The organism is Limimaricola sp. G21655-S1 (assembly GCF_027213785.1).
In the GTDB taxonomy this organism is placed as follows: Bacteria; Pseudomonadota; Alphaproteobacteria; order Rhodobacterales; family Rhodobacteraceae; genus Limimaricola.
The window spans coordinates 346,448-366,854 of the sequence record NZ_JAPWGO010000001.1 but is presented as its reverse complement, the minus strand read 5'-3'; the positions used below and the strand labels follow the sequence as shown (position 1 = coordinate 366,854).

Here is a 20,407-nt window from a genome sequence, read left to right as displayed (position 1 = left end):
AAAGGAAGGTGTCAGCGGGGTTTCTTGTCGGTGGGCTTGGTCGGGCGGATCGCGTGGAACAGCTTGAAGGCGCCGTCGCCGCCGATCTCCTCGACGCTGCGGAAGCTCTCGCGCAGGCTCGCCTCGTAGGGCAGGTGCCGGTTCGCGACCATCCACAACTGCCCCGACGGGGCCAGCATCCGCGCCGCCGCCACGATGAAGGCACGGCCCAGTGCCGGATCGGCGGCGCGCCCGGTGTGGAAGGGCGGGTTCGACACGATGCCGTCATAGAGATGATCGGGCCTGAAGCGGGTCGCATCGGCCCAGTGGAAGGCCGCGCGCGGATCGGTGACGTTGCGCCGGGCGCAGTCGAGCGCCAGCTGCTCGGCCTCGATCAGGTCGAGGCTCTTCACCCCGTCGCGCTCGAGGACGTGGCGCGAGAGATAGCCCCAGCCCGCGCCGAGATCCGCCATGCGGGCGGGAAGCTTCTGCGGCAGCGCCTGCGCCAGAAGCTGCGAGCCGCGATCGGGCCCGTCGGCCGAGAAGGCGCCCCATTGGGTGACGAAGCCGCTCTCGACCTCCGCCGGCGCGGGCGCCGCCCAATCCGTGACGTCGACATTGCTCGAATCGAACCAGAACAGCCGGCCATGGGCGCGGGTGATGCAGGGCAGGTCGCCGACGCGGGTACGCATCTCGCGCCACAGGCTGTCGACGCCATCGGTCTTCTGGCCATCGACGATCACCATCGGCGCCAGCCGCGCCGCCTGCGCGATCATCGCGCGGGCCAGCGGCTTGGCCCGCGGCACGAAGACCACGGCGGCGGCGGCGGGCGCGGGCTCGGCCACGGTCCAGCCCTGCGCCTCCCAGGCGTCGATGTCGGGACGGAAGCCATGCGCGATGCGGGTGCGGTCCTTGGGCAGCGCCGAGAGATCGGTGCCGGCGGCGGGGCGCAGCGCGACGATCTCGCCCTCGGGCAGAACGAGGGCGCCGCTCTCGATCGCGGTGGTCAGGCGGGGATCGGCCATGGGCACTCCGGGGACAGGGGGAAGGACTGGGGCATCGGGGCCCCTATTCCCTTTCCATCGTGCATTGCAACGGGTGCTGGTGGCGCTGCGCGAAATCCATCACCTGCGCCACCTTGGTTTCCGCGATCTCGTAGGAGAACACGCCGACCACGGCGAGCCCCTTCTTGTGCACGGTGAGCATGATCTCGAAGGCCTGCGCATGGCTCAGCCCGAAGAACCGCTCGAGCACATGCACGACGAATTCCATCGGCGTGTAGTCGTCGTTGAGAATCAGCACCTTGTAGAGGGGCGGCCGCTTGGTCTTGGGGCGTGTCTCGACCTTCACGCCGGTGAGGCCGTCATCCTCTCCGTCGTCGCGTCCCGCCATCACGATCCTCGCGTCCTGCATCCTCATCCGCTCTCCGGCCATCTCGGCATGGGTCCCGCGTCTCGTTGCCATTCTCGCTCTGGCTCCGTTATATAAGCGCCCCGGCCGTGGTGAAAAGCCCGGCCTCGCCTCGGAGTGTACCGCAAATGCCGGATCGCTGGACCATCGCCTTCGACGCCGATGACACGCTTTGGCACAACGAGCGCTTCTTCCGCTCCACCCAGTCGCGTTTCGTCGAGTTGCTGCGCGATCACGCCGGCGAGGATCACCTGCGCGAGCGGCTGCTTGCGGCGGAAAGGCGCAATCTCGGGCGCTACGGCTTCGGAGTGAAGGGATTCGTGCTCTCGATGATCGAGACCGCGATCGAGGTCAGCGCGGCGCGCGTGCCCGCCAGCGCCATCGGCGAGATCATGGAGATGGGGCGCGAGATGCTGGCGCATCCGATCGAATTGCTGCCCGGCGTCGAGCCGGCGGTGCAGGCGCTTGCCGGCGAGGCGCGGCTGATGCTGGTCACCAAGGGCGACCTGCTCGACCAGGAGCGCAAGCTGGCGCAGTCGGGCCTGGGCGAGATGTTCGAGGCGGTGGAGATCGTCTCGGACAAGACCGCGCCGGTCTATGCCGCGATCTTCGCGCGGCACGGCGTCATCCCGGACCGGGCGGTGATGGTGGGAAATTCGCTCAAATCCGACGTGATCCCGGTGCTCGAGGCCGGGGGCTGGGGCGTGCATGTGCCGTTCGAGACCACCTGGGAGCTGGAGCAGGCCGAGGCGCCGCTGGCGCATCCGCGATTCCGCCAGCTCGACAGCCTCGCGGGATTGCCCGCCATGGTTGCGCAGATCGGTCTCTGAGAAGGTCACCGTCGCGCTTGCCTGCGACTTTCGCGCCACGCTTCGTTACCGCCCCCGCCCGTTATGCGCCTGTCTTCAAAGGCCGTCTTCCGCATAGGGCGAGTCGGGCCCCGCTTAGGGTGTTGCCTCAACTTAGCAAGCAAACCAATTGGAAATTAGTCTCTTTTTGTGACGCAACGTTTGTGTTACCTTTTGAGACAATGATGAGGTGCCCACTCCATAAACCGGCACCCACGAGGCAAAACAAAGGGCAATCCACGTGAGCAGTCGTCTGTTGCGGACGGCCCGGACCGGGCTGTTTCTAGTCACCACACTCATGGCGGGTATCACCATCGCCACCGGCGCAGTCGCTGCGCCCTACGCGGCGATGGTCGTGGACGCCAAGACCGGGGCCGTCATCCACGAGGAAAACGCGGATACACGTCTGCATCCCGCCTCCTTGACCAAGATGATGACCCTCTACATCGCATTCCAGGCGATCCAGCGGGGCGAGATCGGCCTCGATTCCGAGATCACCATCCCGGCCCAGGCCGCGGCGCAGCCGCCCTCGAAGCTCGGCCTGCGCACCGGCCAGAAGATCAAGTTCCGCTACCTGTTGCGCGCCGCCGCGGTGAAGTCGGCCAACGACGCCGCCACCGCGATCGGCTTCGCCATCTCCGGCAGCGAAGAGGCCTTTGCCAAGCGCATGAACGCCACCGCCCAGGCGATGGGCATGCGCAACACGACCTTCGTGAACCAGCACGGTCTGACCGCCAATGGCCACCTGTCGACGGCGCGCGACATGACCGTGCTCGGCCGGCACATGATCTACGACTTTCCGCAATATTATAACCTGTTCTCGCGCCGCACCGCCGATGCCGGCATGAAGCAGGTCAACAACACCAACCGCCGCTTCCTCGACGCCTACAAGGGCGCGGACGGCATCAAGACCGGCTTCACCAACGCCGCGGGCTACAATCTCGTGGCCTCGGCGCAGCGCGGCGACCGCCGGATCATCGCCACCGTCTTCGGCGGCACCTCGACCGCGAACCGCAACGCGCAGGTGATGAAGCTGCTCGACAAGGGCTTTGCGAGCCAGCCCGGTGCCCCCTCCACCCCGGCACCCAGCCTTGTCGCCGCCGCCCCGGCGCTCGGCGCCACCAGCGGCGCGCACACGATCCGGGTCAGCGGCGTGGTCAAGCGCAGCCTGCGCCCGCAGCAGCGTCCCGGCAGCGCCGCCGCCCCGGTGCAGGTCGCGACCGCAACCGGCATCGAGGATGCGCTCGCCGCCGCGCTTCTGGTCTCCTCGGCGCCCGCCGCGGCCGCTCAGCCCGAGGCCGAACCGGCGCGCGTCGCCGTCGCGGCGGCCCCTGCCCCCAGCCCGTCTCCGGCGGCCCCGGTCACCGATCTGAGCGACATGGCTCCCGAGACTGCCGAACTCTTTGCCGAGGCCGGCATTGCACCCGAGACCAGCCCCGAACCGCGCCCGACCGAGATGATCATGACCGCCGCCGCGATCGCGCCGGTCGACGCGTCGCGGATGCAGGCGGTGCCCGAGGTGGTGACCCGCGTCTCGACCTCCGGCGGCCGCCTCTGGGGCATCAATGTCGGCCGCTACAACAGCCGCGGCACCGCCGAGCGGGTGCTGATCCAGACCGCGCTGAACGAACCCGGCGCGCTCGATGGCGCGCTGCGCCGGGTGACCCAGCGGTCGGGCGGCTTCGACGCCAACTTCATGGGTCTCACCAACGAGGCCGCCGATCTGGCCTGCCGCCGCCTGCAGGCACGCGGCGCGATGTGTTTCATGATCGGGCCGTCCTGAGTCCCTCCCCTCAGGCGTCCCTGATCGGCGCCGCGTTCCTCACGGGACGCGGCGCCGTCTTGCATTCAAGGGCTGGGCAACGTGAGCAGTAGGGCGGGATCGGGCGCTCCTCGCGCCAATTCGCTGCCGCTCTCGTTCCGGTACCGAGCCCCAGGCGTCTCGTCTGTTGCTATCGAGGCGTGCTGGTTCTCGGGACCGGCTTCATGCGTCGCGTTCGTTCAGGAGGCGAGCACCACTTTTCAGCCGCCCCACCTACCCATGGGCCGCACCAATGAAGCTACGCCGCCGGTATATGGCCGCCTTTACCGGTAGCCCAAGCCGCAGCGCCGGAGGGCGCTGAGCTGCCAAGGTTGCCACAGCTGGCCTTGGGCACTCGGTTTCCGGTGATTGCGACTCCCGGCCGGACCGGAGCCGCTCAGAACGCCGCCGCCATCAGCTCGCGCGTGTAGTCGCTGCCCGGCGCATCAAAGATCTCCTCGGCCGCCCCCGCCTCGACCACGTCGCCGTTGCGCATCACCATCACCTTGTGGCTGAGCGCCCGCACCACCTTCAGGTCGTGGCTGATGAAGATGTAGGCCAGCCCGTATTTGCGCTGCAGCTCGCGCAGCAGCTCGACGATCTGCACCTGCACCGTCATGTCGAGCGCGCTGGTCGGTTCGTCGAGCACGATCAGCCGTGGCCGCAGGATCAGTGCGCGGGCGATGGCGATGCGCTGGCGCTGGCCGCCGGAGAACTCGTGCGGGTAGCGGTCCATCGAGGCGGGGTCGAGCCCGACCTCGGTCATGATCTCCCCCACCATCTCGCGCCGGTCGCGGCCCTTTTCGACCCCGTGCACGCCCAGGCCCTCGGAAATGATCTGCGAGACGGTCATGCGCGGCGAAAGCGAGCCGAACGGATCCTGGAACACGATCTGGATCTCCGAGCGCAGCGGTCGCATCCGCCGCTGCGACAGGCCCTGGATCTCCTGCCCGTCGAACAGGATGCGCCCCTCCGAATCGATCAGCCGCACCATGGCGAGCGCCAGCGTCGTCTTGCCCGAGCCGCTCTCGCCCACCACGCCGACGGTCTCGCCCGCGCGCACCGAGAGCGTGGCGTCGTTGACCGCCTTCACGTGGCCCACGGTCCGCTTCAGCAGGCCGCGCTGGATCGGGAACCAGATCTTCAGCTTCTCGGTCCGGGCCACCACCGGCGCATCGGCGGGCACCGGATCCGGCAGGCCGGAGGATTCGGCCTCGAGCAGCATCCGCGTGTAGGGATGCTTCGGGCTGGCGAAGATTTCGGCCGTCGGCCCCTGCTCGACGATCTCGCCGTCCTTCATCACGCAGACCCTGTCGGCGATGCGGCGCACGATGCCGAGATCATGGGTGATGAACAGCATCGACATGGCGCCGTCGCGCTTCAGCTCGGCCAGAAGCTCGAGGATCTGCGCCTGGATCGTCACGTCGAGCGCGGTGGTGGGCTCGTCGGCGATCAGCAGGTCGGGGTTGTTGGCGAGCGCCATGGCGATCATCACCCGCTGCCGCTGCCCGCCCGAAAGCTGGTGCGGATAGGCGCCCAGACGGGTTTCGGGGTCGCGGATGCCGACCCGGTTCAGCAGCTCGATGATGCGGTCGCGTACCGCACCGCCGCGTAGCCCCTGATGCAACTCGATCGATTCCGAGAGCTGCCGCTCCAGCGTGTGCAGCGGGTTGAGCGAGGTCATCGGCTCCTGGAAGATGAAGGAGATGTCGTTGCCGCGCACCCGGCGCAGTTCGGCCTCCGGTGCGCCGACCATCTCGCGGCCCTCGTAGTTCACGGAGCCCGAGACCTGCGCCGTCTCGCCCAAGAGCTGGACGGTCGAAAGCGCGGTGACCGACTTGCCCGATCCGCTCTCGCCGACCAGCGCAACGGTCTCGCCGCGCCGCACATGGAAGGAGACGCCGCGCACCGCGGGGATCAGCGCCCCGTCCTGCCGGAAGTTCACGCGCAGGTCCCGGACGTCGAGGATCGTGTCACTCATGCGAAGGTCTTCCTCGGGTCGAAGGCATCGCGCACGCCCTCGAAGATGAACACCAAGAGCGACAGCATGATCGCGAAGGTGAAGAAGGCGGTGAAGCCGAGCCATGGCGCCTGCAGGTTCTGCTTGGCCTGAAGCGTCAGCTCACCGAGCGAGGGCGCCGAGGACGGCAGGCCGAAGCCGAGGAAATCGAGCGCGGCCAGCGTGCCGATGGCGCCGGTGACGAGGAAGGGCAGCATCGTGACCGTGGCCACCATGGCGTTGGGCAGCATGTGGCGGAACATGATCTTGCTATCTGAGACGCCCAGCGCCCGGGCGGCGCGGATGTACTCGAAATTGCGGGCGCGCAGGAACTCGGCCCGGACCACACCGACCAGCGCGGGCCAGCCAAACAGCACGGTGAGGAATACCAAGAGCCAGAAACTTCGTCCCAGTATCGCGAAGACGATGATGATCACGTAGAGCGAGGGCGTACCGGTCCAGATCTCGATGATCCGCTGGAAGATCAGGTCGGTCCAGCCGCCGAAATAGCCCTGCACCGCCCCGGCGACGATGCCGATCAGCGACGAGGCCAGCGTCACGATGATCGCGAAGACCACCGAAAGCCGGAAGCCGTAGATGACGCGGGCCACCACGTCGCGCTTGGTGTCGTCGGTGCCGAGCCAGTTGGTCTCGCTGGGCGGCGCGGGGGCGACGCCCGGCACGTCGACGATGGTGTCGTAGGAATAGGGAATCGGCGGCCAGACCATCCAGCCCTTCGCATAATCGGCCGGGTCGCTCTCCTCGAGCGGCAGCGCCTCGTCGGCCTCCACCGCGGCCATGATCGCCGTCGGCTCGTAGAAGCAGTCGGTCAGCCCGCCGGTGACGATGAGACATTGCACCTCGGGGTCCGAATAGGCCGCCTCGGTCGGGAAATCGCCGCCGAAATCCTGCTCGGAATAAAAGCTCAGGATCGGGCTCCTGAGTTCGCCGCGATAGCTCACCAGGAGCGGCTTGTCGTTGGCCAGAAGCTCGGCGAAGAGGCTCAGCCCGAACAGCACCGAAAAGATGATCAGCGACCACAGCGCCCGGCGATTGCGCTTGAAATTGCGCCAGCGGCGCGCGTTGAGCGGCGACAGCGCCATTCAGCCTCTCCGTTCGAAGTCGATGCGCGGATCGATCAGCACATATGTGAGGTCGGTGATGATGCCGACGATCAGCCCCAAAAGCGAAAACGCAAACAGCGTGCCGAACACCACCGGGTAGTCGCGCGCCACCGCCGCCTCGAAGCCGAGGCGTCCGAGCCCGTCGAGCGAAAACAGCGTCTCGATGATCAGCGAGCCGCCGAAGAACACGCCGATGAACAGCGCCGGGAAGCCCGAGATCACGATCAGCATGGCGTTGCGGAACACGTGGCCGTAGAGAACCTTGCGCTCGCTGAGGCCCTTGGCCCGTGCCGTCATCACGTACTGCTTCTTGATCTCGTCGAGGAAGGAATTCTTGGTCAGCAGCGTCAGGGTCGCGAAGGCCGAGATGGTCGAGGCGAGCACGGGCAGCGCGATGTGCCAGAAATAGTCGAGCACCTTGCCGATCAGCGACAGGCTCTCCCAGTTGTCCGAGGTCAGCCCCCTGAGCGGGAAGATCCGCCAGTAGGAGCCGCCGGCGAAGAGCACGATCAGCAGGATCGCGAACAGAAAACCCGGGATCGCGTAGCCGACGATGATCGCGCCGGAGGTCCAGGTGTCGAAGGAGGAGCCGTCGCGCACCGCCTTGCGGATACCCAGCGGGATCGAGATCACATAGGCCAGCAGCGTCGACCACAGGCCCAGAGTGATCGAGACCGGCATCTTCTCCAGCACCAGGTCGATCACCGAGATCGAGCGGAAATAGCTCTCCCCGAAATCGAAGCGCATGTAGTTCCACATCATGGTGAGGAAGCGCTCGAGCGGCGGCTTGTCGAATCCGAACTCGCGTTCCAGCTCGGCGATGAATTCGGGCGGCAGGCCGCGGGCGCCGATATAGTCGCTGTCGCCACCGCCCTGGCTCACCTCGGCGCCGCCGCCGGCGATGCTCTCGAACACGTCGCCGCCGCCCTCCATCTGGGCGATGATCTGCTCGATCGGCCCGCCGGGCACGAACTGCACCAGCGTGAAGTTGATGATCATGATTCCGAGCAGCGTCGGAATCACGAGCAGCAGTCGTCTGAGGATATAGGCGCCCATGCGGTCGGAGGATCTCCCTTAACGCAGCGCGCCCGCGGCGCGCAGTTCTTCTGCGGCCTCGGCGTCGTACCACCAGAAGTCCAGCTCGCCCAGCGCGAAGGGCGGCATCGGGTCGGGATGCCGGTACTGGTCGAAATAGGCGATGGTGTGCACGTCCTTGTACCATTGCGGCACCCAGAACATCTCGGCGCGCAGCACCCGGTCGAGCGCATGGGTCGCGGTGGTCAGCTCCTCGAGCGATTGCGCCGCGATCACCTCGGCCACCAGCCGGTCCACCGCCGGGCTGCGCAGCCGCATCAGGTTGCGCGAGCTGTCCTCGGCGGTCTTCGAGGCGTACCACTGCTCCAGCCCGACGCCGGGCTCGAAGCCCATCGAGAAGGTGTGGTTGACGAGATCGAAATCACCCGAGCGGGTACGCTCGACATATTGCGAGGTGTCGACCCGCTCCAGCACGCCGCGCACGCCGAGCCGCGCGAGATTCTCGATGATCGGGTTCACCACCCGGTCGAATTGCGGGCTGTATTGCAGGAACACCAGTTCCAGCACTTCGCCGTCCTTCTGGCGCAGGCCGTTATCGCCGATGGTCCAGCCCGCCTCCTCGAGGAGCTGCCCCGCGCGGCGATAGGTGCGGCGGTCGGGGGTGTTGGCGGCGGCGTCGAGCACCGGGGCGCGGCGCGCCTCCTCGGTGAGGATGGTCTCGGGCAGGAGCCCCTCCTCGACCAGCGGCTCCAGAAGCGCGCGCTCGGCCTCCGACGGCGTGCCCGTGGCTTCGAGTTCGGAGTTCTCCCAGAACGATTCGACCCGCTCGTAGAGGCCGTAGAACAGGGATTCGTTCGACCATTCGAAATTGAACATCATCCCGATCGCCTCGCGCACCCGCGGGTCCTGCCATTTCGGGTCGTCGAGGTTGAAGATGAAGGCCTGCGCGCCGGCGATGGTGCCGTCGGGGACCTCCTCCGTCACGACCCAGCCCTTCTGGATCGCCGGAAAGTCATAGCCCGTGGCCCAATCCTTGGACGAGTTCTCGACCCGGAAGGTGTATTCGCCCGACTTGAAGCCCTCGAAGGCGGCGGCGCTGTCGGCGAAATACTCGACCCGGATGGTGTCGAAGTTGTTGCGGCCCACATTGAGCGGGTGATCGGCGCCCCAGAAGTTCTCGTTCCGGCCGTAGATGATGCGCCGGTTGATGTCGAAGTCCTTGAGCTCGTAGGGGCCGGTGCCGAGGAACGGCTCGCGCTGGCTTTCGTCGATCCGCGCGCCGGTCTCTTCGAACCAGGCCTTGGAGAAGGCGAGCGTGGAGCCGGCGAATCCGATGACGTCGCGGCGAGGCGCCTCGTCGGTGAAGGTGAACTTGATGCGGTAGGGATCGAGCACCTCGACGCTCTCGAGGAAGTTCTGCACCACCGCGCGATACTCGGCGATGCCCTGTTCGAGGAACAGCTGGTTGGTGAACTTCAGATCCTCGGCGGTCATCGGCGTGCCGTCGGCAAAGGTCACGTCGTCGCGCAGGTTGAAGATCACCCAGTCGCGGCTCGCGGGGTATTCCAGCGTCGTGCAGAGATAGCAGTAGAGCCCGTAGGCATCATCGGCCACCGAGGTCATGATCCGCTCATGCGGCAGGGTGTTCAGCGCCGCGGCCACGCCCTGCCGCGAATACTGGTTGAAGCTGTCGAAGCTGCCCTGCGCCCACTGGCTGATCTCGCCGCCCTTCGGCGCGTCGGGGTTGACGTAGTCGAGATGCGCGATGTCGGGGCCGTATTTCAGCTCTCCGAAATTGGTGTAGCCATGGCTCTCGATGACGGTCTCGCCGCCGGCCGCCTCGACCGTGTCGGGCGACGTGGCCTGCGCCCCCTGCTGCGCCCCCTCCTGTGCCAAGGCCGGCGCGACCGCGAGCATGGCGGCGAGCACGAGCGCCGAGCCGGCAATCCACGAGGGCGTCTCGCTCAGCGGGCGAAGAGCGGCGCGGCTGGCGCGGGCGGGATGACGGGTCGCTTGCATCTTGCACTCCTCGCGAGGGGATGGCCTGCGGGCGAGGCTAGCGGCGCAAGCGCCTGACGTTCAAGGCGAGAATGCGTGAGCGGCACGTGTCCGCCACGTCGCGCGGCGAATTCGGCCATGCGAAAAGGGCCGCCCCTCCCGGGACGGCCCTGCAATCCTCGGCTGCGCGCGGGATCAGCTGCCGATCGTCGCCAGATAGGCGATCAGATTGGCGCGATCCTCGGCGTCCTTGAGGCCGTTATAGGTCATCTTGGTGCCAGGCGCGTAGTCGCGCGGGTTGGCGAGGAAGCCGTCGAGGTTCTCGGGCGACCAGACATCGGCCACCGCCTTGAGCGCGCCCGAGTAGTCATAGCCCGGATAGGCGCCGACCTCGCGGCCGACCACGGCGTGCAGCGACGGGCCGGTGCCGTTCACGCCGTCCTCCAGCGCGTGGCAGGAGCGGCAGTTGCGCCAGACGCCTTCGCCGGCGGCGGCATCGGCCGAGGCGTAGATCTCTTCGAAGGGCACGGCCTCTTCTTCGGCGGCGCCGCCATCCCCGCTCTCCTCGACCGGGATCGAATAGGCCTGCTCGACCTCGCCATGACCACCGCCATGGCCGCCACCATAGATGATGTCGGCGGCCCAGCCACCAAGGAGGAAGACCAGCAGCGTGCCGCAGAGGCCGCCAACGACCTTGGTCAGGGTCATCGTGTCGAACATGTCGCGTTCCATTCCGTTCGGCGTTTCGCGGGTATGTATCCGCTTCCCGCGCGCGGTTGCAAGGTGTAGTCCCGCGACGAATTGCCCTTATGGGGACGCCTGTTGAGGGGAGGATCCACCATGGCCGGTCGCATCGCATTCCAGGGAGAACTCGGGGCCTACGGGCATCAGGCCTGCGCCGAGGCGCGTCCGCACATGGAGCCCCTGCCCTGCACCACCTTCGAGGACGCGATCGAGGCGGTGCGCAAGGGCACCGCCGATCTGGGCATGATCGCGGTCGAGAACTCGACCTATGGCCGGGTCGCCGACGTGCACCACCTGCTGCCCGAAAGCGGGCTGCACATCGTCGACGAGGCCTTCGTGCGGGTGCATATCAACCTGCTCGGGGTGAAAGGCGCGCGGCTGGCCCAGGTCGAGACCGCGACCAGCCACACCGTGCTTCTGGGCCAGTGCCGGGGCTTCCTGCGCGAGCATTCGATCACGCCGCATACCGGTGCCGACACCGCCGGGTCCGCCCGCGCCATCGCCGAGTTGAACGACCCGCGCCACGCCGCGCTGGCCTCGGAGATCGCGGCCGAGATCTACGGTCTCGACGTGCTGGCGCGCCACATCGAGGATCACGAGCGCAACACCACCCGCTTTCTCGTGATGGCGCGCGAGCCCGACCTGAAGCGGCGCGGCAAGGCGGGGATGATGACCAGCTTCGTGTTCCGGGTGCGCAACATCCCGGCCGCGCTCTACAAGGCGATGGGCGGCTTCGCGACCAACGGCGTCAACATGACCAAGCTCGAGAGCTACATGGTCGGCGGCCAGTTCACCGCGACCCAGTTCTATGCCGAGATCGAGGGCCACCCCGACGACCGCAACGTCCAGCTCGCCTTCGACGAGCTGGATTACTTCACCGACAGCATCAAGCTGATGGGCGTGTTCCCGGCGGCGCCGCGCCGGCACGAACCGGCACCGCGCGGCTGAGCCTTCAGCCGGCGCGCCGGGCCCAGCGCGCCTCGATCTCGCGCGCATAGCCCTCGAGCCGCCCCGCGAGCCGGGTCTCGAGCGATCCGCGCGCCAGCTTCAGCGATTGCAGCACCAGCCGCCCGGGCATCGAGCGCGGCGCCAGCGTCACCGACAGGCCGAGCCGGCTGTGGTCGAGCTCTTCCTCCGGCAGGGTCTCGACCCGCACCAGGATCTCGACGCCCGAGCTTTCGCCGCGCACTGTGTAATCCTCGGGCGCGGCATAGCCCACGATCTCGGCCGCGATCTCGCGCTCGCGCCCCATCACCGGCACCGATGCGCTCCAGCCGCGGCCCAGCGCCTCGGGGCCACCCCGGCTCTCGACCTCGATGCCGCGCCGGAGCGCCTGCCGTTCGAAGGCGGTGAAGTCGCTGGCTTGCGCGAAGACGAAATCGCGCGGGGCCGCGACCCGCTGTTGCGACGAGAGTTCCATGCCTGTGCCTCGCTTGGTCTCACGGGACGCCAGATCGCCCCTGTTGGCCCATTTCTCGCGTCAATCCATCCGGCCCGCAAGCCAGTTCCACATCAAATGCCGTGCGATCGCGCCCCTGAGCGGCGCGCGGATCTCGGCATCCTCCTGCGCGAAGATCCGCGCCAGCCGTTGCCGCGACACCCAGTGGGCGGCGGCGATCTCGGCGGGATCGGGGCGCAGCGCGGGACGCTCCGCCCCCTCGACACGGGCGTGAAACCCCAGCATTAGCGACGCCGGAAAGGGCCAGGGCTGGCTGGCGACGTAGCCGACATGCCCCACCGACACGCCAACCTCCTCGGCCACCTCGCGGCGCACCGCCGCCTCGGCGGTCTCGCCCGGCTCGACGAAGCCCGCCAGCACCGAATACATCCGTTCGGGCCAGCCGGGCGCCCGGCCCAGAAGCACCGCATCGCCATGCGTCACCAGCATGATCACCACCGGGTCGGTGCGCGGGAAATGCGGCGTGTCGCAGGCGGGGCAGTCGCGGCGCCAGCCCGCCTGCGACACCCGGCTGCGGGCTCCGCAGGCCGCGCAGAACCGGTGCGAGGCATGCCAGTTCAGCACCGCCCGACCCATTGCCGCCAGCTCGGCATCGCGCGCGTCGAGCGTCGCCATGCGACCCCGCAGCTCGGCGAAGACGGCCCCCTCGATCGCCGGATGCGCGACCTCCTCCTTTGGGGCCACCGTTTCGGGCGCGCCCGGCCAGTCCGGCAGGCGTCGCGCCCAGATCCCCTCCCCCGCCGCGTCGCGGCCGAGCAGCACCGTTTCCGCCGCCGCGTCTGCCCCGTCATCGGCCCCACCATCGGCCAGTGCCTCGTGATCGAAAGGCAGCCCCGCCAGCCGGTCCGCCGCGAGCAGCACACGGCCGCGCCACAGCGGCAGCACTCGCGACCCGGGGCGCGCCGCCAACGCGGCGCACCCGTCCGAATCGATGCGCAGCGCCGCGGCGCGATCGAGCCCGCCACCGCCGAAGGTGATCCTGTCCAAAAGCCCCATTCGGCGTGCTCCTTCGTGAAATGATGCGGCAGCATCGCGCAGAATGCGCGACGCCGCCGCCATGTAAAGCCGGGCGGGGGCGGAACCAGCCCCCAGAAATGCAACCGTCGCGACATGACCGAGGCCCGGCCGAGCGCCGCTCGCGACGAACCGGCCTGCATGGCGCGGCAGGGAAGAGCCACCGGATCGCATGGCGCGCGACCCGCTCCGCCCGCCCCCTCTCGCGGGCCCATCGACTCCGCGCTCCCGCTTGGCTATGGCGGCCCCGCCAGGACAAGGATGCCCCGATGCCCCGCAGCTATGACGCCGTGATCTTCGACCTCGACGGCACGCTGGTCGACACCGAAACCCTGTGCAACGCCGAGGCGCTGCCCGCTCTGGCCGCGCAGGGCATCGAGATCGGTCCCGACTTCTTCGAAAGCCTCGCGGGGGTACATGACGACCGCCGGGTGGAGCTGATCCGCGAACATACCAGCAAGCCGCTCGACGCGGCGCGCTTCTATGCCGACTGGGACGCGCGGGTCGAGGCGCGCCTCGCGCCGGGGCTGTCACTCAAGACCGGTGCCGAGGCGCTGATCGCGGCGATCGCCGGGCTCGGCCTGCCGATGGCGATCGCCACCTCGTCGCGCCGCGCGCCGGGACTGGCCAAGATCCGCGCCGCCGGGCTCGACGCCCATGTCGAGACCATCGTGACGGTGGAGGACATCGAGAACGCCAAGCCCGCGCCCGACGCCTATCTCGAGGCGGCGCGCCGCCTTGGCGCCGACCCCGCCCGCTGCCTCGTCTTCGAAGACAGCGAAACCGGCGCGCAAGCCGGCCATGCCGCGGGCATGACCGTGGTGCAGGTGCCCGACCTGAACGCCAGCGAGGGCCGCCACGCCACGCATCTGGCCCGTGACCTGATCGAGGGCGCGCGGGCCGCCGGGCTGTTGCCGCTGCCGGCCTGAGACGCGGCCCGGCGGCCTTGCGTCCCGCGCCGCCCTTCCCTATATCGGCCTCGAGAGGTTGGCGCGGGCAAGCGCCTCGCCAACCCGGTCAGGTCCGGAAGGAAGCAGCCGCAACGAGCCCCGCTTGGGTCGTGTTCCAGCCTCTCACCCATTCGATCCCCCACCCGAATGACGGAGGACATCATGGAGATTGTGATCGCCCTCCGGGCCGGGGCCGCCTGAGCCGCCCCTCGCCCGACGCGAAGCTGCCCGCTCCGGCGGGCCCGTGTTCTTTCGTGACGGGACCAATCCATTGACAGACCTCACGCTTTCCGACCTCGGCTGGTCGGACCATTTCGCGCGCCAGCTCGAAGAGGGCGACGCCCCCGCGCGCATCGCCGAGATCCATCGCACGATCCTCGTGGCGCTCACCCCGGAGGGCCCGGTGAAGATCGGCGCGCCCTCCGGTGCCGGCTCCTTCGCCGTCGGCGACTGGGTCGGCATGCGCGACGGGCAGGCGCGGATGCGGCTCGCGCCGCGCAGCCAGATCGCCCGCAAGGCCGCCGGTCACACCGTCTCGCGCCAGCTTGTCGCCGCCAATGTCGACAGCCTCGGCATCGTCACCAGCTGCAATGACGACTTCAACCCGGCGCGGCTGGAACGCTACGTGGCGCTGGCCATGGCCGGCGACTGCCTGCCGCTGGTGATCCTCACCAAATCCGACATGGTGGAGGACCCCGAGCCCTATCTCGCGCAGGCCCGCGCGATCTCGCCGCTGGTCGTGGCGCTGGCGCTCAACGCGCGCGATCTGGACGACGCGGCGCGGCTGGAGCCTTGGTGCGGGCCGGGCCAGACGCTGGCCCTCGTCGGCTCCTCGGGCGTCGGCAAGACGACGCTGCAGAACGCGCTCACCGGCGGGGCCGAGGCCACGGCGGGCATTCGCGAGGACGACGCCAAGGGGCGTCACACCACCACCTACCGGGCGCTCCGGCGTTGTCGCGCCGGCGGCTGGCTGATCGACACGCCCGGCATGCGCGAGCTGCAGCTCACCGATACCGCCGAGGGAATCGAGGAGCTGTTCGACGACGTGACCGCGCTGGTGAGCGGGTGCCGGTTCAGCGACTGCGCGCATGAAACCGAGCCGGGCTGCGCGGTCCGCGCCGCGCTCGATGCGGGCGATCTCGACCCCGACCGTCTCGCGCGCTGGCGCAAGCTGGAGGCCGAGGACCGGCACAACAGCGAAACCCTCGCCGAGGGCCGCGCGCGGGGCAGGTCCTTCACCAAGAGGATCAAGACGATCCAGCGTGGGGCGCGCCGCCGCAAGGGCGGTTGACGCCTCCGCTCCTGCCGGGCCTGATGGCCCGGTCAGGGAGGACGCATGGACGAGACCGAAGGCGATCGCGAAACCGACCCCAAGACCGAATGGGCCGAACGCCGCACCGACTGGGCCGAGGACCGGACGCTTCTGGCCAATGAGCGGACCTTCGCGGGCTGGATGCGCACCGGCATGGCGGCGCTGGCCGTGGCGATCGGCCTCAAGGCGGTGTTCGGCGAGTTCGACCCGACCTGGATGGCCAAGGCCGTGGCCACGATCTTCATCCTCGGCGCGCTGCTGATCTTCGCCGCCTCGGCGCATGAGGCGCGCAAGGCGCAGGCGCGCATCTCCAGCCACGACGCCGAGGCGCAGAGCGTCCGGCGCATGCTGATCCTCGCGCTGCTGCTGTCCTTCGGCGGATTGGCCACGGGCGCGATCCTGTGGCTGTTGTGAGATCCCGCGAGGTGGACCTCGGCGGCGCCAAGCCCTAGTTTGGCCCGGTCCCCTCGACCGGAGTCCCACGCATGTCCGACGCCCCCGCCTATCAGGTCCTCGCCCGGAAATACCGGCCCGAGACCTTCGCCGACCTGGTGGGGCAGGACGCGATGGTGCGCACGCTCGAGAACGCCTTCGCCGCCAACCGCATCGCGCAGGCCTTCATCATGACCGGCATCCGGGGCACCGGTAAAACCACGACCGCGCGGATCATCGCCAAGGGCATGAACTGCATTGGCCCCGATGGCGATGGCGGCCCGACGACCGAGCCCTGCGGGCAGTGCGAGCATTGCGTGGCGATCATGGAGGGCCGCCATGTCGACGTGATGGAGATGGACGCGGCCTCGAACACCGGTGTCGCCAACATCCGCGAGATCATCGACAGCGTGCACTACCGGGCGGCCTCGGCGCGCTACAAGGTCTACATCATCGACGAGGTCCACATGCTGTCGACGGGGGCGTTCAACGCGCTCCTCAAGACGCTGGAGGAGCCGCCGGCTCATGTGAAGTTCATCTTCGCCACCACCGAGATCCGCAAGGTGCCGGTGACGGTGCTGTCGCGCTGCCAGCGCTTCGACCTGCGCCGGATCGAGCCCGAGGTGATGATCGGGATGCTGCGCCGCATCGCCGATGCCGAGGGCGCGCAGATCGCCGATGACGCGCTGGCGCTGATCACCCGCGCCGCCGAAGGCTCGGCGCGCGACGCGACCTCGCTTCTGGATCAGGCGATCAGCCATGGCGCGGGCGAAACCACTGCGGAGCAGATCCGTGCCATGCTCGGCCTCGCCGATCGCGGCCGGGTGCTCGACCTGTTCGACATGATCCTCAAGGGCGAGGCGGCGGCGGCGCTGACCGAGCTTTCGGCGCAATACGCCGAGGGCGCCGACCCGATGGCGGTGCTGCGCGATCTGGCCGAGATCGCGCACTGGGTCTCGGTCATCAAGATCACGCCCGAGGCCGCCGACGACCCCACCGTCGGCCCGGATGAGCGGGCGCGCGGCGCGCAGATGGCCGAGGCGCTGCCGATGCGGGTGCTGACCCGGCTGTGGCAGATGCTGCTAAAGGCGCTCGAAGAGGTGGCGCACGCCCCCAACGCGATGATGGCGGCCGAGATGGCGGTGATCCGCCTGACCCACGTGGCCGATCTGCCAAGCCCCGAGGAACTCGTGCGCAAGCTGCAGGATGCGCCCGTCCCGCCGCCGCCCCCCGGTGGCGGCAATGGCGGCGGCGCGCGACCCGCGCAGGGCGGCCAGGTCCAGGCGCGCGGCACCCCCGCGCCCACCCATGCCGGCCCGTCGGGACCCTCGGCGCGCGGCGCGGCGCAGCCCGCGCTGGCGATCGCCACGGAAAACGCGCTGGCGCGCTATGCCCGCTTCGAGGACGTGGTCGAGCTCATCCGTACGCATCGCGACGTGCAGATGCTGATCGAGGTCGAGACCACGCTGAGGCTGGTGCGCTACAGCCCCGGCCGGATCGAGTTCGAACCGACCCCGGACGCGCGCGCCGACATGGCGCAGCGGCTGGGCCAGAAGCTGCAGGCCTGGACCGGCGCGCGCTGGGCGATCAGCGTCGCCAACGAGGGCGGCCAGCCCACCATCGCCGAGACCCGCGACGCGGCGGCGCTGGCGCTCCGACAGGAGGCCGAGGCGCATCCGCTGGTGCGCGCCGTCTTCGCGGCCTTCCCCAAGGCGAGGATCACCGAGATCCGTACCGAGGCCGAGCGCAGCCAGCACGCCGCCGAGGAGGCGCTCGCCGAGGTCGAGGACGAGTGGGACCCGTTCGAGGAAGAGTGACGGCTTTCGCGGTGCCGCCCTTGTGACGGGGCGGCCTCGACCGTATCTCTGGGCGAACGCATTCGAGGAGATCAGCGATGTTCAAGGGGCTCGGCGGCCTGGGCGACATGTCCAAGATGATGAAGGCCGCGCAGGAGATGCAGGGCAAGATGGCCAAGATCCAGGAGGATCTGGAGACCATCACCGTGACCGGCGAAAGCGGCGCGGGGCTGGTGAAGGCGACGGCGACCGCCAAGGGCGAGCTCACCGGGCTCGACATCGACCCGTCGATCTTCGTGGCCTCCGAGAAGGAGGTGGTCGAGGACCTGATCCTCGCCGCGATCAAGGACGCGCAGTCGCGCGCCACCGAGCGGGCGCAGCAGGAGATGAAGAAGATTCAGGAAGAGCTCGGCCTGCCCGCGGGCATGAACCTGCCGTTCTGAGGCCCGCCCTGCTCCGTCACCCTGCAAATATCCTGCACCGCCCTGCCGCCCCGCGATGGGCCATGGCATGAGCGAGGATCGCGAGGCCATCGACCGGCTGATCGAGCTGATGTCGCGCCTGCCGGGGCTCGGGCCCCGCTCGGCGCGGCGCGCGGTGCTGCATCTCGTCAAGAAGCGCGGCACGCTGCTCGCGCCCTTGGCCGAGGCGATGACCGAGGTCGGCGCCACCGCGCGCGAATGCCTCAATTGCGGCAATGTCGGCACCGGCGACATCTGCGGCATCTGCGCCGACGAGCGCCGGGCGACGGGGCAGATCTGCGTGGTCGAGGACGTGGCCGATCTCTGGGCCATGGAACGCTCGGGCGTGTTCAAGGGCCGCTACCACGTGCTCGGCGGCACGCTCTCGGCGCTCGACGCCGTCGGCCCCGAGGAGCTGCGCATTCCGCGTCTCATGGACCGGGTGCGCGCCGAGGCGGTGTCCGAGGTGATCCTCGCGCTCGGCGCCACGATCGACGGCCAGACCACGGCGCATTACATCGCCGACCAGCTACCGGACGTTTCGGTGACCTCGCTGGCGCAGGGCGTGCCGGTGGGCGGCGAGCTGGATTATCTCGATGACGGCACGATCAGCGCGGCATTGAGGGCACGGCGCAGCCTGTAACCGAACCGCGCCCCCTTGCGGCGCAACGGCGCCGCAACATATTTCCTGTAGCGAGCGAGGACGACCTCCGCCCCGTCCGGGGCCTGAAAGATCGGGACGACCCGACGGACACGGCAAGAGCGGAGATCTCATGCGCACCAAATCCGACCGCATCCGGCAGGCCGTCAGCTTCGAGCTTCTCGGGCTGGCGCTGGTCACGCCGTTCGGATCGTGGCTCTACGGTTTTCCGCTGTTCGACATCGGCGCGATCAGCGTGATCTCGTCGCTGGTGGCGACCTGCTGGAACTACGCGTTCAACTTCGCCTTCGACCACGCGCTGAAGCACTGGCGTGGCACCACCACCAAGACGATGCCGCTCCGGGCGCTGCATGCCACCGCCTTCGAGCTGGGGCTGCTGCTGATCCTGCTGCCGATCTTCTCGTGGTGGCTGGGGCTGGGCTACGTGGAATCCTTCGTGGTGCAGCTCAGCTTCGCGCTGTTCTACCTCGTCTACACCTTCGTCTTCACCTGGTGCTACGACAGGGTCTTTCCCGATCCCGACGGCCGGGTGGCAGCCTGAGCCGCCCGCGCCGGGCGCCCGCGAGGGGCCCGGCGCAGCCAAGAACTTACTTGTCCTCGTCTTCGTCCTCGTCGCCGCCCTTGGGCAGGTTGAAGAAGCTGTCGGCATCCGAGACGTCGCGCTCGTCCTGCGGCTCCTCGGCCTCCTCCTCTTCGGCGTCGTTGCTCTCCGACAGGGTGAAGCTTTCCAGCCCCGAGATCGAGGAGGGCATCTTGGGCTCGGGCGACATGCCGAGGCTCTGCTCGGTCGAGACCAGCTTGCGGCGCTCGTCGTCGCTCATCGCCGATCCGTCGCGAAGGCGCTTGGCATTGGCCTGCTGCACGGCGGCATCGAGCTCGGACTGGCGGCACAGCCCCAGCGCCACCGGGTCGATCGGGTCGATGTTGCCGATGTTCCAGTGGGTGCGCTCGCGGATCGCCTGGATCGTCGGCTTGGTGGTGCCGACCAGCTTGGAGATCTGACCATCCGACAGCTCGGGGTGGAACTTGACCAGCCACAGGATCGAGGCGGGCCGGTCCTGACGCTTGGACAGCGGCGTGTAGCGCGGGCCCCGGCGCTTCTCCTCGCCGACGGCGGAGGCGTTGAACTTGAGCTTCAGCTTGTGCAGCGGGTTCTTCTCCGCCTTCTCGATCTCGTCCTGCGTCAGCTGGTTGTTGGCGACCGGGTCGAAGCCCTTCACGCCCGCGGCCACGTCGCCGTCGGCGATGCCCTGCACCTCGAGCTCGTGCAGCCCGCAGAAATCGCCGATCTGCTTGAAGCTGATCGTCGTGTTGTCCACCAGCCAGACGGCGGTGGCCTTGGCCATGAGCGGTTTGTCAGCCATGTGAACACCCTTTCGAAAAA

The 20,407-nt window shown here is 68.6% G+C and carries 20 protein-coding genes and 1 other RNA gene; 11 read left to right on the top strand and 10 right to left on the bottom strand.

Translation table 11 applies throughout. The features are described from left to right. Positions 1-11: 11 nt before the first annotated feature. Both O4G76_RS01880 and clpS read right to left on the bottom strand, forming a co-directional pair. Positions 12-1,004, bottom strand: coding sequence for a class I SAM-dependent methyltransferase (locus O4G76_RS01880; RefSeq protein ID WP_269395714.1), 993 nt, complete (start codon positions 1,002-1,004; stop codon positions 12-14). 43 nt (positions 1,005-1,047) lie between these two features. Then, complete coding sequence (clpS, locus tag O4G76_RS01875; RefSeq protein WP_085896168.1) at positions 1,048-1,392, bottom strand: ATP-dependent Clp protease adapter ClpS; 345 nt, start codon at positions 1,390-1,392, stop codon at positions 1,048-1,050. A 125-nt stretch (positions 1,393-1,517) separates the two neighbouring features. Between clpS and O4G76_RS01870 the strand changes: the two genes are divergently transcribed. Both O4G76_RS01870 and O4G76_RS01865 read left to right on the top strand, forming a co-directional pair. Then, complete coding sequence (locus O4G76_RS01870; RefSeq protein ID WP_269395713.1) at positions 1,518-2,219, top strand: HAD family hydrolase; 702 nt, start codon at positions 1,518-1,520, stop codon at positions 2,217-2,219. A gap of 316 nt (positions 2,220-2,535) precedes the next feature. Beyond that, on the top strand, positions 2,536-4,020 hold the full coding sequence (locus tag O4G76_RS01865; protein ID WP_269395824.1) for a D-alanyl-D-alanine carboxypeptidase family protein: 1,485 nt from the start codon (positions 2,536-2,538) through the stop codon (positions 4,018-4,020). Between the two features lie 415 nt (positions 4,021-4,435). On the opposite strand, the gene O4G76_RS01860 is transcribed toward O4G76_RS01865, so the two are convergent. The 5 genes from O4G76_RS01860 to O4G76_RS01840 form a co-directional block, all read right to left on the bottom strand. Then, entirely contained in the window at positions 4,436-6,019 is a 1,584-nt protein-coding gene (locus tag O4G76_RS01860; RefSeq protein ID WP_269395712.1) for an ABC transporter ATP-binding protein, read from the bottom strand. Next, positions 6,016-7,140: an ABC transporter permease gene (locus O4G76_RS01855; RefSeq protein WP_269395711.1), complete on the bottom strand. Its 1,125-nt coding sequence runs from the start codon at positions 7,138-7,140 to the stop codon at positions 6,016-6,018. The genes O4G76_RS01860 and O4G76_RS01855 overlap by 4 nt, the downstream gene beginning before the upstream one ends. Then, positions 7,141-8,217 (bottom strand): microcin C ABC transporter permease YejB, encoded by a 1,077-nt coding sequence (locus tag O4G76_RS01850; RefSeq protein ID WP_269395710.1) that lies wholly within the window; start codon positions 8,215-8,217, stop codon positions 7,141-7,143. It lies immediately after the preceding gene. A gap of 18 nt (positions 8,218-8,235) precedes the next feature. Then, entirely contained in the window at positions 8,236-10,215 is a 1,980-nt protein-coding gene (locus O4G76_RS01845) for an extracellular solute-binding protein (protein ID WP_269395709.1), read from the bottom strand. A 174-nt stretch (positions 10,216-10,389) separates the two neighbouring features. Beyond that, entirely contained in the window at positions 10,390-10,926 is a 537-nt protein-coding gene (locus O4G76_RS01840) for a cytochrome c family protein (RefSeq protein WP_269395708.1), read from the bottom strand. A 108-nt stretch (positions 10,927-11,034) separates the two neighbouring features. Between O4G76_RS01840 and O4G76_RS01835 the strand changes: the two genes are divergently transcribed. Then, positions 11,035-11,886, top strand: a complete 852-nt coding sequence (locus O4G76_RS01835) for a prephenate dehydratase (RefSeq protein WP_269395707.1) — start codon at positions 11,035-11,037, stop codon at positions 11,884-11,886. 4 nt (positions 11,887-11,890) lie between these two features. On the opposite strand, the gene O4G76_RS01830 is transcribed toward O4G76_RS01835, so the two are convergent. Beyond that, complete coding sequence (locus O4G76_RS01830) at positions 11,891-12,358, bottom strand: SRPBCC family protein (RefSeq protein ID WP_269395706.1); 468 nt, start codon at positions 12,356-12,358, stop codon at positions 11,891-11,893. A 60-nt stretch (positions 12,359-12,418) separates the two neighbouring features. After that, complete coding sequence (gene nudC, locus O4G76_RS01825) at positions 12,419-13,393, bottom strand: NAD(+) diphosphatase (protein ID WP_269395705.1); 975 nt, start codon at positions 13,391-13,393, stop codon at positions 12,419-12,421. A 287-nt stretch (positions 13,394-13,680) separates the two neighbouring features. Here nudC and O4G76_RS01820 point away from each other — a divergent pair, with 287 nt between their 5' ends. The 8 genes from O4G76_RS01820 (at position 13,681) to O4G76_RS01785 (ending at position 19,564) form a co-directional block, all read left to right on the top strand. After that, positions 13,681-14,340: an HAD family phosphatase gene (locus O4G76_RS01820; protein WP_269395704.1), complete on the top strand. Its 660-nt coding sequence runs from the start codon at positions 13,681-13,683 to the stop codon at positions 14,338-14,340. A 52-nt stretch (positions 14,341-14,392) separates the two neighbouring features. Next, positions 14,393-14,489: signal recognition particle sRNA small type (ffs, locus tag O4G76_RS01815), an RNA gene on the top strand. Between the two features lie 143 nt (positions 14,490-14,632). Next, positions 14,633-15,652 carry a ribosome small subunit-dependent GTPase A gene (rsgA, locus tag O4G76_RS01810; RefSeq protein ID WP_269395703.1) on the top strand — a complete coding sequence of 340 codons (1,020 nt, stop codon included), beginning with the start codon at positions 14,633-14,635 and terminating at the stop codon, positions 15,650-15,652. A gap of 45 nt (positions 15,653-15,697) precedes the next feature. Beyond that, positions 15,698-16,087 carry a YidH family protein gene (locus O4G76_RS01805; RefSeq protein WP_269395702.1) on the top strand — a complete coding sequence of 130 codons (390 nt, stop codon included), beginning with the start codon at positions 15,698-15,700 and terminating at the stop codon, positions 16,085-16,087. A gap of 71 nt (positions 16,088-16,158) precedes the next feature. Next, positions 16,159-17,922 carry a DNA polymerase III subunit gamma/tau gene (locus tag O4G76_RS01800; protein WP_269395701.1) on the top strand — a complete coding sequence of 588 codons (1,764 nt, stop codon included), beginning with the start codon at positions 16,159-16,161 and terminating at the stop codon, positions 17,920-17,922. A gap of 77 nt (positions 17,923-17,999) precedes the next feature. Continuing rightward, positions 18,000-18,344, top strand: a complete 345-nt coding sequence (locus O4G76_RS01795; RefSeq protein ID WP_085896181.1) for a YbaB/EbfC family nucleoid-associated protein — start codon at positions 18,000-18,002, stop codon at positions 18,342-18,344. Between the two features lie 67 nt (positions 18,345-18,411). Next, the gene (gene recR, locus O4G76_RS01790; protein WP_085896182.1) at positions 18,412-19,005 is read left to right on the top strand and encodes a recombination mediator RecR; all 594 of its coding nucleotides are present in this window, start codon (positions 18,412-18,414) and stop codon (positions 19,003-19,005) included. Between the two features lie 130 nt (positions 19,006-19,135). Next, entirely contained in the window at positions 19,136-19,564 is a 429-nt protein-coding gene (locus O4G76_RS01785) for a PACE efflux transporter (protein WP_269395700.1), read from the top strand. A gap of 46 nt (positions 19,565-19,610) precedes the next feature. On the opposite strand, the gene O4G76_RS01780 is transcribed toward O4G76_RS01785, so the two are convergent. Then, on the bottom strand, positions 19,611-20,387 hold the full coding sequence (locus tag O4G76_RS01780) for a DUF1013 domain-containing protein (protein ID WP_269395699.1): 777 nt from the start codon (positions 20,385-20,387) through the stop codon (positions 19,611-19,613). Between the last annotated feature and the right edge of the window lie 20 nt (positions 20,388-20,407).